We start from the raw sequence: 14,548 nt of genomic DNA, 5'->3' as shown, positions 1-14,548 counted from the left end.
ATATAGGCTGGTGATTATTCTGCTTCACGCTTTGATTACCAATTTTGCTATTATAACGATTTTTGTATTATTCGTGGAACAGCTTTCCATAACGATGAAACTGAATCAGAAGCCTGCTTGGCTCTACAAGGGTTTCATTGGGCTTTCATATGGAATGTTAGTGTTTGTCCTCTTGCACTTCAGTGTCCATGTTGATGATCACGTTATTATTAACTTTCGCGGAGTAGCCTTACTCCTTTCTATTTATTTAGGAGGATACTTCTCATTAAGTATTACATTCGTATGTTTATGGATAGGGCGCTACTTCTTTGAAGGTAACATAGAAATTCCTCAGCTGATTTTTGGAATGATAGCTGTCGCGGGGATTAGTGTGATATTTGCTAGAACGCGTTCATATTGGCTTAAATGGTTATTTGGAGGAGTCATTTTCTACCCGTCTTATTATACGATGATATGGTTTGTTTATCGCACACCGCTTGATACCTTTTACAGATATATTGTCATTGAGCTGCTTTGTTTGTTTTTTGTTGCTTGTTTTCTGCGATATTTAGTCCGGGCTCGTGAATATAAGCAGCAGGTCTATCAAGTGGAACAGGAACTAATCAATATGCTAAGATTTCAGGCAGGCTTTACATTTAAGTTCCATAAGCACCGAGATCAATACGTTTACATCTTATTTGAAGGACAGCTGGTCTATCATCTTGGTTTGAGACCTAGTCTATTCATCGGCAAAAAATTGGAAGAAATCCATGTATTAAGTGAAGAGTTTAAACAATTCGTAAAGCAGCATTATGATAAAGCTTGGCAAGGTGAGCGAGTCTCCTATGAATACGATTGCAGCGGCTCTACGATCCTTGTTAATCTACAACCCATTTATAAGTATGGTTCCGTCAATGAAGTAATTGGATCTGCCGTCGACGTGACTGAGCACCGTGCAGCGCAAATCAAAGCGAGAGTCAGAGATGAGCAATATCGGACGTTGGTGGAAAATTCGGAGGACTTTATTTTCAAATTTCGACTGGACGGAAGCATCTCCTCTACGAACTACAAAATGTACCAGACCTTTCAGCTAGAGCCCGAGCAAGTAAGGGGACAGCAATTAACGGATCTGGTCCAGATGGATGATACCGAGAAGTGGGAGCAGATATTCGAACAAACGATCGAGAGGCGGAAAACGCAGCAATTTGCAATCCACTTCTTGCTTCCGGATGGCAATCAGCATGCGTATAACGTCACCTTCTCCCCTTTATTCAATGAGGATAAAACAGAGATCACCGGCGTTACCGGTACGGTACACGATATAACCGATTTGAAGAAGCGGGAAGAAGCGGATGAGTCCAACAGGGCGAAGAGTAAGTTTCTAGCTAGGATGAGTCATGAAATACGTACGCCCCTGAACGGTATTATTGGACTTTCATTACTTTTACAACGAACAGAATTGACGACGATTCAGAAAGAATATTTGGACAAAATTGATTGTTCCTCGAACGTCCTACTTACGACGATTAACGATATTCTTGATTTCTCAAAAATCGAAGCAGGTAAAATGACCTTAGAGATGGTGGATTTCTCATTAGAACTATCCCTTCAAAAGGTTGCCGATCTAGTCAGCGTATCTATAGGCAAGAAACGAATCGAGATTATGCTGGATACTCCAGCGGATTTACCGGATATCGTTAGCGGGGACTCCTTTCGTCTGGAACAAGTACTCATTAATTTAACGAATAATGCGATTAAATTTACCAAGCAGGGCTATATCCGATTGAAGGTTCGGGTCGAGAAGTATGTGGACGAAGGGGTCGTTATATCATTTGCAATGGAAGACTCTGGAATTGGCATTTCTAAGGAACAGCTATCGCAGCTATTCTTACCGTTCTCGCAAGCAGATACATCCATAAGCCGCAGGTATGGCGGTACCGGGTTAGGACTTGTCATTTGTCAGCATTTGGTGCAGTCTATGGGGGGCGTTTTGCAGCTGGATACGGTCCTTGGGGAAGGCAGCCGCTTTTATTTTAGTCTGACGTTTGGCACAAAGGGGGATGCTGGAAAAGGGACGAAGCGCCTGAACGCTGTGCTGCCACAGGGGAATAACCGAGTTCTCGTAGCTGAAGATCATCCAGTTGTAGCACAGCATATATCAGAGCTCCTTGGTTCCTTTCAATATCAGGTGGATACGGTTATATCTTCATCTGATTTGTTTGCTTCTTTGGAACAAAATAGCGCGGACAAGTCAGCAAATGACTATATATTCTTGGATATGCAAATGGATCAAATGCAGCATCCCGCCACTTGGCGCCGTATCTTGGATTCGATAGATCGCACACAGACGAGACTGATTGCGTTTACAACACTTGAAGGCAGAGATGAAATGTCCGAATTGCCCTCGGAGCTGAAAGCGGATGCAATTATTGTTAAGCCTGTCAGCAGGCTGACGCTGCAGAAAAATTTGCAAGCTTTAAATCAACGTAGACTGGAGGCAGTTCAAGCCATTGCAAACAATTCCATTGAAGTAAGCAGCTCGTTATCCACCATGTCCAAAGGTAGCATTTTAGTTGCAGAGGATAATGAAATTAATCAATTGGTGATTATTGGACTTCTTGAACAATTAGGTTACCAAGTGGTTATCGCGCAGAATGGCTATGAGGTCCTGGAGCTTGTTGATCAGCAGGAATGGAAGCTTATTCTAATGGATATTCATATGCCTGAGATGGACGGCTATGAGGCAACACAGCGGCTGAGGAAGCTTAAGCTGATGAATAAGATCCCGATTATTGCCCTTACAGCGGATGTCATGATGCAGGACCGGCCGGAAATTCTTAAACTGGGGCTGAATGACATCCTGATTAAACCAGTAGATGAAAAGCAGCTTTCCGATATGCTGGAGAAGTGGCTAAATCCGAGTTGGTTATTTGAAATCGAGGGTGTAGACTCCACGCAAATCATGCGAAATATTGATCATAAAATACATATTTTTCAATATATGATGGAGAAATTTAAGCTGGATTACCGTAACTTCTCGGAGCAATTCCTCCCATTTATTATCAATGAGGAGAATGCGATTGCACGCAGAATGGTTCATACACTTAAAGGTGTTGCAGCCAATTTCTACGCGGAGCCGTTATTAACGGCGGTTCTAGCTTTGGAAAAGGAAATGGAAATCGAAATCAATTTGGACGATTGTCATGAGGGGATTAAACGAATACAGATTGAGATTGATCGGATACTTGGCGTGAAGCGAGATATCCTGCTAGCGAATGACCAGATTAGTTAGATGTTGTAAAATTGAAGCTGCCGCGGCAGCTTTTTCTTTTTGCAGAAGTAAAATATCATATAATTGGTATTAGAAGATTTATTGTGAAGAGGCAGGTGTATGATATGAAAACAATAAAGGTTTATCATTACGATGCATTTAGTCATATTCCTAACATGGGTAACCCAGCGGGCGTCGTTATGGATGGCGAAAAGCTTTCTGATGATGACATGCAAAAAATTGCAGAAAAAGTTGGTTTTAATGAAACAGCTTTCCCGCTTAAGTCCGAAAAAGCTGATCTCAAGATTCGATTCTTTACACCTGGTCATGAAATAAACCTCTGTGGTCATGCTACAATGGCAACCATTTATGCATTGAAAACAAAAGGATTACTTGGTGATCAAACAGAATGGACGATTGAAACAAAAGCAGGCGTTTTATCGATTACACTAGACCCTCACCTGAATAAAGGGATATACATAACGATGCAGCAAGCTACTCCGCAGTTCCAAGAGTTTAATGGCTCATTAGAAAAATTGGCATCTGCTATGGGGATTCAAGAAGAAGATATAGAAACTAATCTACCAACATTGTATGGAAGCACGGGCATATGGACGTTGTTAGTCCCAATAAAAAACCTTAGTACTTTCAAGGCAATGAAACCGAATAATAAGCACTTTCCAGAGGTATTACAAGAAATGCCAAAGGCGTCGGTACATCCTTTCTGCTTAGAAACATACGATGTGAATGCGCACATGCATGCTCGTCATTTTTCATCTCCCTATTCCGGTACGATTGAGGACCCGGTTACTGGCACCGCTTCTGGAGTAATGGGTGCTTATTATGCTAATTTTTTGAACAAGGAAGCTGACTCTCCGCTAAACCTTTTGATTGAGCAAGGTCATGAAATGGGCAGGGATGGCAGAATTCACGTGACAGTAACACTAAACAATGATCAGTATGGCATAGAGGTTAAGGGTACTGCTGTTCATGTTAAAGATTTCGAGGTTTCCATATAATACGGGTCCTCTTCCTTTTAATTCGCTTATTATGCGGGTTAAGGATATGTCGCTGGAATGAAATGCGCTCCTTTGAGTCACAATAACTTGAAATAAATTTTGTGATGAACAACGGAGGGATTTCTTTGGATCAAAACGAATTGCATAAGAAGCTTGGACGTCCAGTCAGCTGGGCCATAACCTCGAATCCGGAGGAGAACGCGGATAACGCTATCTCGAATGTAGACCAGACAGATGAAGAAGTTCCTTCTAACTATCAGGCGATGGGTGAGAGCTATAGCGATACGACTAACTTTGAAGTTAACAAAACGCCCGGCAGATTGAATTAAAATTAAAAATAGGAGGAGCCATGTTGAGAGTTTTCAATGTGGCTTTTTTTATTGCTAACTATTTTTTACGGCTTATAATTAGGGAGAATATGGAGGGCATACACATTTTATCTAAACAAGGAAATTTACTTTTAAGTGAGCTGCCGAACAAGAAAGGGACTGCTTTGTGAAAAAATATGTTATCTCATCTTTTATACTCCTTCTAATTCTTTCTGGAGTTGTACTGCGTAAAGATTTTACTTTGTTCATTAAAAACATCGAGAAGGAATTTTATTATCACTCATCAAAATTGACGGAAAATATAAGCGTCATATTAGCTTACAGAGGGGTAACGAGCAATTCGGATAGATATATCAAGTTTATTGAACATGTTCAAGAAGGGAAAAGTGATTCATTCACCAGAATTTGGTTTGATGATATGAAAGATATTAATAATTTCAGCATCTTTCATTTTAACGGCAAAATGATTACATATGTACAAAATATTACGTATCTTGGTGAAACATCAACAGCCTTATATACTTGTAAAGGGATAGAAGGTATAAAAGTAGAGCGAAAAATGGTTTATTCTTTTATAGGGTGCACGAGCCAGGAGAAAGATAAAGATACCTTTAATATGGAGGTATTTTGGATTCCTAATTAAAAATGTAGAACGGTATTTTAAAAATGGTAATATGAGGATATTAACGTGAAGGAGGTCTAACATGAAAGATACTTCCTACAACCCTTTTAATGACAAAACATTGCATCAATCCGAGAAACTAACCAATGAGGTAGCCACAGAAGAGAGGGTGCCTTTTAACGAAGCAATTAAGCATGACGATATTGTTCAAGGCTTTCAATTACCCAAACGAGTTGAACAATTTCCAAAGTGGTACCAGAATCCTCGGAGAATTTACGCGACGATTTCTGTGCTTGTGTTTTTGCATCGTTTATCATCTATCAAATTGTCCAAAATATTGTTGCTATAACCAGAGGGAAATAGTTTTGGAATATCAGCAACATCTTTGAGCGCTCTATCCGGCAGATCGGTGGGGCTCTTTGTCGTGTGTTGGACAATTCGCTAATGAGGGAAAAATTGTAACTTTCATGCAAAACGTACGTCTAATTATCGAAAGGAGATGATTAGTTTGACCAAATGGTTAACCTTACTGCTAACCGCAGCCATAGTTTTCCTATCCGGGCCGCAGCTCTCTAAAGCTGAGCAGGAACTCGCTGCGCCAAGTGATATGCCTTATGTAACTTTGTTGGACGAGTTTACGCTGTACGCAAGCAAGGAAACAAGATCGAATGAGGTAATCGGCTCGCTTAGCGCCTTCCAGTCTGTCCACTTAGCTCCGATCGAGAGCAGCATGCTGCTGGGCATCACAAGTATGGATAAAGTGCCGGTTATGACATGGCTTGGTGTAGCATGGATTAATTTGAAGGAAGGTGCGTTCAAATATGGACAACTGGAGCTTCAGGAGCAAAAGCTGACTTTACTTGAACAGGAAACAGACCTATATGACTCAGCGTCACCGATGAAGACAACCCAGTACAAACTATCTGCGCAAACGGTTCAAGTTGTTGCCTCTATTCCAGTGTGCGACCCTTATACGCCATGCTACTCCAATGATAAGTGGTATCTAATCAAAACCTCGTGGCTTGGAGACAAGTGGATTCGCCCATATCGTTATGCAGAAAAATACAAAGGCTCTCCGGTCGAAGGAATGATCTCGATTGAACAGGAGACTGCGGTCTATATGCTGCCTTTCGAGAAACCGTTGACTGACGAGCCAAAGCTGGCACCTCAGATCGTGAAGCCTATCGAGAAGTATATACAACAAGCGCGAATGGTTCCTCCCAGCGTCTGGTATAAGGTCGATACATCGAAAGGATTAAGATGGATACACGCAGATGATTCCAATGGACTTGGGTTTGAGGGTGTAGAGAAGGTCGACCTTAAGTTGGACATTCCTGTCCCATTTCGCTATTACAAATTACCATTCCCTTATAGCGACGAGTTGCCTGGGCCTCAGCTGCCGCAAACCGTTCATGCGATTGGAAAAAAAGATGGTTGGTTCTTTGTCGTAGCGGACGGATCTGGTAAGTGGATCAACCTGGCTAAGGAAATCTCATCCCGGTTGACCGGTGACTTCGATAACGATGCGAAGCTCGGGGTGAAGCAGAGCGTTGCTCGCTTAGAGCTGACCGAAGCGTCCATTGCACTGGACACACCGTATATGGACGCTTCATTAACTACGCAGGTGCTTACCTTTACACCACAAACCGTCACCGCTTCACGCGAATGGAAGTCTCCAAACGGGGAGTTGTGGTATTACATTCATACTTGGCAGGGAGCCAAATGGGTGCGTCCATAGCATCGGAACCATTGATTAGCCTTTCGCAACGTAAGTCAATCCATAAGACAACCAGATGAAATGGTATACATTGACGGCTCCGTAGATCAAGACGATGAGGGTCAAACAGGGCTGGACCCAGACCCTTTTTCGAATACGGGGGTATATGGCCATTAGGATCAAAGGAAGTATCAGTTTAACAAAATAATATCCGCTAACATGCCACTCGTAAATACTTCGGATAAGTGGATTTAGCTCCTTGATAAATGCCAGATGAAGGCCAATATCCGTAAAAATTGCGTCAGTACAACATAAGAAAAGTAAGCAAATAAGTGTTTTACTGATAAACAATTGACGAATGACATCCATAGGCGCCCTCGCTTTCAACTGCAAGAATGAGAGAAATGAATAGGGTTATATACGGATGATACATAATGTAACTTTTGGAAGCAATAGGTCATATGCAAATAAATATATGATGAATAGGAGGATCAGTTTTGACATTACACAGCATAGGTGAAATTAGTGAAATCAACCGATTCCATGTAAATGTACATCCTTTTAGGGGCTTTTTTTTTGTATTCAAGACAACCTTCTCTAATTCTTTGGCTTGCGGTTAGCGAACAACAGTAGTCCGAATGAGATAATGATAATGGCTCCTGCCCAGTACCATGCGAGGGTCTGATCACCAGATTCAACAGCAATATAGATGGCGGTAGGCAACGTTTGGGTTTTGTGAGGGATGTTGCCTGCTATCATAAGCGTTGCACCGAATTCCCCGAGCCCTCGAGCAAAGCCAAGAATGTAAGCTGCCGTAACAGAGCGCCATGCCAAAGGTAAGGTTATATATCGTAGCACTTGCCACTCGGTTGCTCCCGTTGATCTCGCTGCATCCTCCAGATCTTGGTTGACCGAGGAAAACCCGGTTTTCATCGTTTGATAGACCAAAGGAAAAGCCACCACAATCGAAGCAATTACCGCTGCCCCCCATGTAAAAATAATCGACTGATTAAAGAAGCTTTCCATGAGGTGACCAATCCAGCTCTTTTTACCTAGTAGGACCAGCAAGATAAAACCTACGACTGTCGGAGGAAGCACCAATGGCAGAAGAAACGTTGTTTCTAACAATGTCTTTCCGCGAAAGTTCCGCCGCGACATTCCCCAAGCTGCTAATCCACCAATCAAAAGAACAAAAATGCTGGATACAACGGCAACTTTTAATGAGAGGATTATAGGATAAGCAAATTCTGTCCAGTTCATCTGTTTTATCATCATTTTGGAATAGTGAATCCGTATTTCACAAACACATCCTGGGCTTCTTTACTTTGGAGATACGTGTAAAAGTCAGTGGTTTCTTTGCTGTGTTTTGTTGCTTTTACAATACCTGCAGGATATTCAATGGGCGTGTACGTTTTTGGATCAACACTAAAAACTGCTTTCACATTTTTTGAAGTCAACGCATCGGTCTTATAAACAAAACCGGCTTCGGCATTCCCGGACTCTACGTAGGTAAGTACTTGGCGCACATCCTTGCCCTGTACGATTTTGGCTTGAAGTGTGTCCCAAAGCTTCGCGTTAGTCAAAGCCTCTTTGGCATAGCTGCCAGCAGGGACGGTTTGCGGTTCTCCGACTGCTAGGTGCTTGATCGTTTCGTTTGTTAAATCTTCTACTTTTTGTACGGTTACTTTGCCATCAGCGGGAACAACGAGAACCAATTCATTGATAAGCATGTTTTTTTGCTGTGATGGTTCAATCAACTGCTTGTCGACTAGTGTTTTCATATTTTTAGTTGCTGCCGAAAAGAATAAATCTGCTGGAGCACCTTGTTCGATTTGCTGTTGCAGAGCCCCAGAAGCTCCGAAGTTAAAATTGAGTTTAATTTGTTTATTTTTGTTCTCGTAATTCGTTTGAATCTCTTTGAATGCATCGGTTAAGCTTGCGGCTGCAGAAATCGTTAATTCTACTTTCTCAGTGGGTGTTGGTGTTGAGGTAGGTGTCGCTGCTGCTTGAGCAGTTTGAGCTGGTGTTGAGCTAGCAGCGGGTTGCTCTTTTTTGCTCGTACAACCTGTGATGATCATAGTAGTTATAACAAAACATAATAAAACATAACTAAACATTCTTGGTTTTAACATTTAATCCCCTCCGAAATTAAATTTATATCTATTTAATCATAAATAGAATTGTATATTTACTGATTATTATATAAAACCATATTTAATTAGTAAACAACGGGATTGAAATACCCTATTCATCCGCTTATGATAGATGTTAAACATGCTTTTGGAGGTTTACCATGACAGCTGACGTTTCCTATACAACGGAAGAAATATCTAAACTTTTGAAAATCTCCAAACTAACCGTCTATGATCTAATTAAAAAAGGGGATCTGCCTGCTTATCGTGTTGGAAAGCAGATGCGCGTAGATGCATCGGATCTCGAAGCATATAAAACACGTGCGAAAGGAGGTATAGCCTCTCCCAAAAAGGACCTGGCCGAATCTCTTCCACAGCAGCAAGTTCATGCTCAGGCTGCCTCATCTTCGAAACAATCTCTTGTCATAACTGGACAAGACGTTAGCTTGGACATTTTGGCCAAGCATATGGAGAGACATGTATCCAATTACAGACCACTTCGTTCTTACGTGGGAAGTTTGGATAGTCTGATCTCGATGTATAAGGGTGAATCCGATATTGTCAGTACGCATCTGCTGGATGGTGACACAGGCGAATATAACATTCCCTATATCCGAAAATTGCTGACGGGTTCTTCCTATCTGGTTATGAATCTCGTTTCACGATCGGCTGGCCTTTACGTTAAGCAAGGAAATCCTAAACAGATCTACGGCTGGGCTGACCTCAAGAAGCCTGGACTTCAGTTGGTCAATCGTGAAAAAGGTTCCGGCGCACGAGTTCTTCTCGATGAGCAGCTCCGTCTTCATGGAATCCCCTATCAGCTGCTAAGCGGTTATGAGCAGGAGGAATCGAATCACATGGGTGTGGCAGGTAAAGTCGCCACGGGTGAAGCTGATTTCGGGGTGGGAATTGAGAAAGCAGCCTATATGGTTGGCGGCGTTGAGTTCATTCCACTTATTCAAGAACGATATGACCTTGTCATGTTAAAAAAACCGGAAAACCTGGAATGGATTGAGCGACTTAAGCAAGTCTTACAATCCGAATCCTTCCACAATGAGCTGCGCCCGATCCAAGGTTATGATTTATCGCAGACAGGACGCATTTTATTCGAGACTTAACGAATCAGAACGATTGTATTTTAAAACATGCCAATTCACTTAAACACAAGTGAATTGGCATGTTTTTTTGAGGAGGAGTAATTCCGTCTAAGGACTGATTTTTATCCGGGAGATCTCATTTACAATAAATTCAAGTGGGAAGCACGGTTATGAAAGAGTGGTGAGAATGCTGCATTATTGGCATGGGTTAGTGAGAAAACAGATCATATGGTGCAGTTATATGTCCATACATGTGAGCTTGGGAGTGCGAATAGGTGGGGTCATTCGAACGATTCTCATTCCCATGAAACGCATGCAAATGATGATTAATCGGAAGAAGATGCCAGTTCGAAAGATCATCATGCGACTCATGCATGAATATAAAAAGCTTACCTAATCGCAAGCAAGCGATTAGATAAGCTCCATAAATAAGATTTAAAACACTTTCGTCGTCCAAGATTCACAGTTCCATGTTTCTGTTACGACATCACGATAAAAGTCCGGTTCATGAGAAATTAGCAGGATGCTGCCTTTGTACGCCTGAAGAGCACGCTTCAGCTCATCCTTCGCATCGACATCCAAGTGGTTCGTCGGCTCATCGAGCACGAGTAGATTCGTCTCGCGGTTGATCAGCTTGCAAAGCCTAACCTTAGCTTTCTCACCACCGCTGAGTACCACAACTTTACTCTCGATATGCTTGGTTGTGAGCCCGCACTTGGCTAACGCCGCGCGTACCTCGAATTGTGAGAATGAAGGGAACTCATTCCACACTTCCTCAATACAGGTGTTGTTATTGGAATCCTTGATCTCCTGTTGGAAGTAACCTATTTGGAGGTTATCTCCCTTTTGGACAGATCCGGATAGTGACTTGATTTCACCTAAAATACTGCGCAGCAAGGTCGTTTTACCGATTCCGTTCGCGCCCACAAGCGCGATCTTCTGACCACGTTCCATGCGAAGGTTGAGCGGTCTGGATAAGGGATCCTCGTAACCGATAACGAGATCTGTCGCTTCAAAAATCAGCTTACCAGATGTTCGCCCCTCCTTGAAATTAAACTGCGGCTTCGGTTTTTCCCTGCCCAACTCGATAACTTCCATCTTGTCCAGCTTCTTTTGCCGGGACATCGCCATATTCCGCGTCGCGACACTCGCTTTGTTACGGGCGACGAAGTCCTTCAGTTCAGAAATTTCCTGCTGTTGACGCTTATACGCGGATTCAAGCTGTGACTTTCTCATTTCGTGAACCTGCTGGAAGTGCTCGTAATCGCCAACATAGCGATTTAACGCTTGATTTTCCATGTGATAAATCAGGTTAATCACGCTGTTGAGGAACGGAATGTCATGTGAGATGAGAATGAAGGCATTCTCATACTCTTGCAGGTAGCGTTTCAACCATTCGATATGCTGTTCATCGAGATAGTTCGTCGGCTCATCGAGGAGCAGAATGTCCGGTTTTTCGAGCAAAAGCTTCGCTAGCAATACCTTCGTCCGCTGCCCTCCGCTTAAATCATTGACGTCCTTATCCAGCCCAATATCTGTAAGGCCTAGTCCACGAGCGGTTTCTTCGATCTTGGCATCGATCATGTAGAAATCTTGATTCGTCAATGTATCCTGAATCGTTCCAACATCTTCAAGCATTTGCTCAAGCTCTTCTGGCGTTACGTCGCCCATCTTGGCGTACATATCGTTCATTTCCTGTTCCATGTCGAACAGATATTGAAAGGCTCCCTTTAAGATGTCGCGGATCGAAAGGCCTTTATTAAGTACAGCATGTTGATCCAAGTAACCAACGCGCATACGCTTGGACCATTCGACCTTGCCGTCATCCGGCTGGAGCTTACCTGTAATGATGTTCATGAAGGTGGACTTCCCTTCACCGTTAGCGCCGATGAGTCCGATGTGCTCGCCCTTGAGTAGGCGGAAGGATACATCGTTGAAGATGGCGCGGTCTCCAAAGCCGTGACTTAGTCGTTCTACGTTTAATATGCTCATGAATGACACCTTTTCTTTTGATCTATTCTTACTTTATTCTTATTTTATTATAAACAATGGGTAACGAACAACACCAAAAAAGATCATTCGCATTAAGAGCTGCCAAACGTCGCAATATTTGTTGTTATGGTTACATATTCCTTCATAGGTTACCTAACATTGGGGAAAATAACATTGCCCAACTTCAAGTACAGGAGATAGAAGACAATGACGACAGCATCTTGCAAGTGTGGATCGACGATCCAACAAGAGGTGGTATTCCCCGTGAGTCCGAATCGCATCTACGAGGCATTGACCGATGCAACACTGTTTAGTGAGGTGATGGGGGGCTCTCCGACTGAAACGTCGACCGAATCCAGCGGCACCTTCTCCTGCTTCGGAGGGATGGTCGTGGGGAAGAATATAGAACTAAGGCCAAATAAGCGAATTATTCAAGCATGGCGTATCAAGGATTGGGAAGAAGGCGTCTATTCCCTGGTGAAGTTCGAGCTGGAGGAACAAGGGGAGGGAACTCGCTTAACCTTGAGCCATACAGGATTTCCTGAGGACCAAAGTGAACATTTGTCTAAGGGTTGGCATATCAACTACTGGGAACCGCTAAAACAATTCTTCGCTTAACACAAAAAAACGTTATCCGTTCACTTGAACGATAACGTTTTATCACTTTGGGCTGCTATCCTTAATGACATAGCCTTGTCCTAGTTCAATCTCTGTGAAACCCGCCATATGGCGTGCTTGAAATCTGATTGGCTTGTTTCTGCCCATGATAATGATATTTAGTACATCGGCGGCACCCTCAGATGGCAGGGCAAATGATTTGATGTAAGCATATTCCTCACTAAGCGTCGTATGAATGGCGTTAAGAAGCTGATCATTCTCCCCTTTACCCAATAGATTCATGATGATAGCCCCTTGCGAATCGAGCTTTTCCCTCGTTATCCTGAAAAATTCCCTGGACGTTAGATGTAAAGGAGTACCTTTCTCCGTGAAGGCGTCTAAAATAATATAATCGTAGGCCTGCGGTTCTTCACTCCCGAGAATTTGACGTCCATCACCAACGATCACATTATCCTTGCGGTATCCAAAAAACCTCTTGCTTAACTCCACGACTTTATCATCGAGCTCCGCTACTTTACATCGTTTCTCCGAATAATGCCCTGCAATCGTTCCAATTCCGTGTCCAATGACAAAGACATCCTCGAATGTGGGGGTATTGAAATCCATTAAATGGATAATCGCTCTTGGATATTCAAATAGGATTCGTTCAGGATGATTCAAATCCATTGCACCTTGTATAGCCTTATTGGAAAACTCCAATACTCGGAAGTTCCCTTTCTCACCAAACAGCTCCGGCGTATCGTACACAGATATCTCGTGATTATTGCTGACCTCTTTGAACAGTAAATCCAAGTGATGTTGCTCCTTTTTTAAAAAGAAAATGTACAACAATGAAATTAAATATTTATGAAAGCTGACAGACTGTTGTCAGGGAATGAATGTTATATTCTCTATATTAAAACTAGTAGGAGGAAATATACATGCATGCAGCAGTTACTGAAAAGCTTATTTATGGCAAAAAAATAAGAACAAATAATCAAAATACGGACAAAATACTTAGTCTGTGGGAAGAGTTTGTTCGTTTAAATGTAAAAGGTGATATCTATGCTGTTTATCATAATTATTCAAGTGATTTCACAGGTGATTATGATTTGATTATAGGTACTGAGGAGAAAATTACGGATGAAAGTAGTGTCCTCATTCTAGCAGGAAACTACCATGTTGTAGAAGTAGATAATACGGATCCACAAGGCGTCTTTCATGCATGGGTGGATATCTGGAAAAGCGATATTAAAAGAGCATACAAAACTGATTTTGAATTTTATTCTCAGGATGGCAGTATAAAGATATTTCTATCCATTTAATCATGAATAATAAAGAGATCCACAACCCATTGTTGTGGATCTTTTCTATCTTTTTAACAACAAGCTATCGATTGCGTTGTAACACCAAATATCCGCTGAAACTTGAAGTTTTTTTCTGGAACACGATTTTAAAACCGATGTCATGGTCTAATAAACAATTTAAAGCATTGATAAGCAATCCATTGGGTACCAACGTAAATCTACAAGGTTGAGCGCTGCCAATCACACGAGCAGCAATAATCCTGCGTGCTGAACCCGGTCTTAGAGGGTTTCTTGTCCAACTGATCAATATTAAATCGGGCTGTAAAACAGCTTTTGTACGAGCCATTCCGATCACCTCGCTTCTATATTTGATTCTCTATATAAAATGCAAAGTAGATTCATAATGTGCTAGACGAAAGGCGGATTAATGTAGACTGGCATCCATGACAAAAAAACGGCTTAAGCCGTCTTTGGATAAGAGTGTTT

At 42.2% G+C, this 14,548-nt stretch carries 16 protein-coding genes; 10 read left to right on the top strand and 6 right to left on the bottom strand.

Features of this window, described 5'->3' with window-relative positions:
* Positions 1–94 precede the first annotated feature (94 nt).
* The 6 genes from NYR53_RS31620 to NYR53_RS31595 all read left to right on the top strand — a co-directional run bounded on the left by NYR53_RS31620 (position 95) and on the right by NYR53_RS31595 (position 6,958).
* Positions 95–3,271 carry a response regulator gene (locus NYR53_RS31620; RefSeq protein ID WP_261302995.1) on the top strand — a complete coding sequence of 1,059 codons (3,177 nt, stop codon included), beginning with the start codon at positions 95–97 and terminating at the stop codon, positions 3,269–3,271.
* A 104-nt stretch (positions 3,272–3,375) separates the two neighbouring features.
* Positions 3,376–4,269, top strand: a complete 894-nt coding sequence (locus tag NYR53_RS31615; protein ID WP_261302994.1) for a PhzF family phenazine biosynthesis protein — start codon at positions 3,376–3,378, stop codon at positions 4,267–4,269.
* A 125-nt stretch (positions 4,270–4,394) separates the two neighbouring features.
* The gene (locus tag NYR53_RS31610) at positions 4,395–4,598 is read left to right on the top strand and encodes a hypothetical protein (RefSeq protein ID WP_261302993.1); all 204 of its coding nucleotides are present in this window, start codon (positions 4,395–4,397) and stop codon (positions 4,596–4,598) included.
* A gap of 166 nt (positions 4,599–4,764) precedes the next feature.
* Positions 4,765–5,241, top strand: a complete 477-nt coding sequence (locus tag NYR53_RS31605; protein ID WP_261302992.1) for a hypothetical protein — start codon at positions 4,765–4,767, stop codon at positions 5,239–5,241.
* Between the two features lie 61 nt (positions 5,242–5,302).
* A complete protein-coding gene (locus NYR53_RS31600; protein WP_261302991.1) occupies positions 5,303–5,569 on the top strand; it encodes a hypothetical protein in 267 nt (88 codons plus the stop codon).
* Positions 5,570–5,728: 159 nt separating this feature from the next.
* Positions 5,729–6,958 (top strand): hypothetical protein, encoded by a 1,230-nt coding sequence (locus NYR53_RS31595; RefSeq protein WP_261302990.1) that lies wholly within the window; start codon positions 5,729–5,731, stop codon positions 6,956–6,958.
* 15 nt (positions 6,959–6,973) lie between these two features.
* Here NYR53_RS31595 and NYR53_RS34580 read toward each other — a convergent pair whose 3' ends face one another.
* From NYR53_RS34580 to modA, 3 genes are all read right to left on the bottom strand, one after another.
* On the bottom strand, positions 6,974–7,306 hold the full coding sequence (locus tag NYR53_RS34580; protein ID WP_367618599.1) for a DUF5658 family protein: 333 nt from the start codon (positions 7,304–7,306) through the stop codon (positions 6,974–6,976).
* Between the two features lie 228 nt (positions 7,307–7,534).
* A complete protein-coding gene (gene modB, locus NYR53_RS31590) occupies positions 7,535–8,206 on the bottom strand; it encodes a molybdate ABC transporter permease subunit (RefSeq protein ID WP_261306590.1) in 672 nt (223 codons plus the stop codon).
* Positions 8,207–8,208: 2 nt separating this feature from the next.
* Positions 8,209–9,069 carry a molybdate ABC transporter substrate-binding protein gene (gene modA / locus NYR53_RS31585; protein WP_261302989.1) on the bottom strand — a complete coding sequence of 287 codons (861 nt, stop codon included), beginning with the start codon at positions 9,067–9,069 and terminating at the stop codon, positions 8,209–8,211.
* 161 nt (positions 9,070–9,230) lie between these two features.
* Between modA and NYR53_RS31580 the strand changes: the two genes are divergently transcribed.
* A complete protein-coding gene (locus tag NYR53_RS31580; protein ID WP_261302988.1) occupies positions 9,231–10,187 on the top strand; it encodes a substrate-binding domain-containing protein in 957 nt (318 codons plus the stop codon).
* A gap of 190 nt (positions 10,188–10,377) precedes the next feature.
* Complete coding sequence (locus tag NYR53_RS31575; RefSeq protein WP_261302987.1) at positions 10,378–10,563, top strand: hypothetical protein; 186 nt, start codon at positions 10,378–10,380, stop codon at positions 10,561–10,563.
* A 38-nt stretch (positions 10,564–10,601) separates the two neighbouring features.
* Here NYR53_RS31575 and NYR53_RS31570 read toward each other — a convergent pair whose 3' ends face one another.
* Entirely contained in the window at positions 10,602–12,158 is a 1,557-nt protein-coding gene (locus tag NYR53_RS31570) for an ABC-F family ATP-binding cassette domain-containing protein (RefSeq protein WP_261302986.1), read from the bottom strand.
* 207 nt (positions 12,159–12,365) lie between these two features.
* Here NYR53_RS31570 and NYR53_RS31565 point away from each other — a divergent pair, with 207 nt between their 5' ends.
* Positions 12,366–12,776, top strand: coding sequence for an SRPBCC family protein (locus NYR53_RS31565; protein WP_261302985.1), 411 nt, complete (start codon positions 12,366–12,368; stop codon positions 12,774–12,776).
* Positions 12,777–12,818: 42 nt separating this feature from the next.
* Here NYR53_RS31565 and NYR53_RS31560 read toward each other — a convergent pair whose 3' ends face one another.
* A complete protein-coding gene (locus tag NYR53_RS31560) occupies positions 12,819–13,568 on the bottom strand; it encodes a spermidine synthase (protein ID WP_261302984.1) in 750 nt (249 codons plus the stop codon).
* A 128-nt stretch (positions 13,569–13,696) separates the two neighbouring features.
* Here NYR53_RS31560 and NYR53_RS31555 point away from each other — a divergent pair, with 128 nt between their 5' ends.
* A complete protein-coding gene (locus NYR53_RS31555; RefSeq protein ID WP_261302983.1) occupies positions 13,697–14,080 on the top strand; it encodes a GyrI-like domain-containing protein in 384 nt (127 codons plus the stop codon).
* Positions 14,081–14,144: 64 nt separating this feature from the next.
* Here the strand turns inward: NYR53_RS31555 and NYR53_RS31550 are convergent, their stop codons facing one another.
* On the bottom strand, positions 14,145–14,408 hold the full coding sequence (locus NYR53_RS31550; RefSeq protein WP_261302982.1) for a hypothetical protein: 264 nt from the start codon (positions 14,406–14,408) through the stop codon (positions 14,145–14,147).
* Positions 14,409–14,548 lie beyond the last annotated feature (140 nt).

It is taken from the genome of Paenibacillus andongensis, assembly GCF_025369935.1.
GTDB lineage: Bacteria > Bacillota > Bacilli > Paenibacillales > NBRC-103111 > Paenibacillus_E > Paenibacillus_E andongensis.
Note: the sequence above shows the minus strand (reverse complement) of the source record. Positions and strands in the feature narration are given on the sequence as shown.

Bases quoted from the DNA above. Each gene is read 5' to 3' on its own strand.
- NYR53_RS31615 (WP_261302994.1), top strand. From the start codon at position 3,376: ATGAAAACAATAAAGGTTTATCATTACGATGCATTTAGTCATATTCCT.
- modA (WP_261302989.1), bottom strand. From the start codon at position 9,069: ATGTTAAAACCAAGAATGTTTAGTTATGTTTTATTATGTTTTGTTATA.
- NYR53_RS31565 (WP_261302985.1), top strand. From the start codon at position 12,366: ATGACGACAGCATCTTGCAAGTGTGGATCGACGATCCAACAAGAGGTG.
- NYR53_RS31550 (WP_261302982.1), bottom strand. From the start codon at position 14,408: ATGGCTCGTACAAAAGCTGTTTTACAGCCCGATTTAATATTGATCAGT.
- NYR53_RS31555 (WP_261302983.1), top strand. From the start codon at position 13,697: ATGCATGCAGCAGTTACTGAAAAGCTTATTTATGGCAAAAAAATAAGA.
- NYR53_RS31570 (WP_261302986.1), bottom strand. From the start codon at position 12,158: ATGAGCATATTAAACGTAGAACGACTAAGTCACGGCTTTGGAGACCGC.
- NYR53_RS31600 (WP_261302991.1), top strand. From the start codon at position 5,303: ATGAAAGATACTTCCTACAACCCTTTTAATGACAAAACATTGCATCAA.
- NYR53_RS34580 (WP_367618599.1), bottom strand. From the start codon at position 7,306: ATGGATGTCATTCGTCAATTGTTTATCAGTAAAACACTTATTTGCTTA.
- NYR53_RS31580 (WP_261302988.1), top strand. From the start codon at position 9,231: ATGACAGCTGACGTTTCCTATACAACGGAAGAAATATCTAAACTTTTG.
- NYR53_RS31620 (WP_261302995.1), top strand. From the start codon at position 95: ATGAAACTGAATCAGAAGCCTGCTTGGCTCTACAAGGGTTTCATTGGG.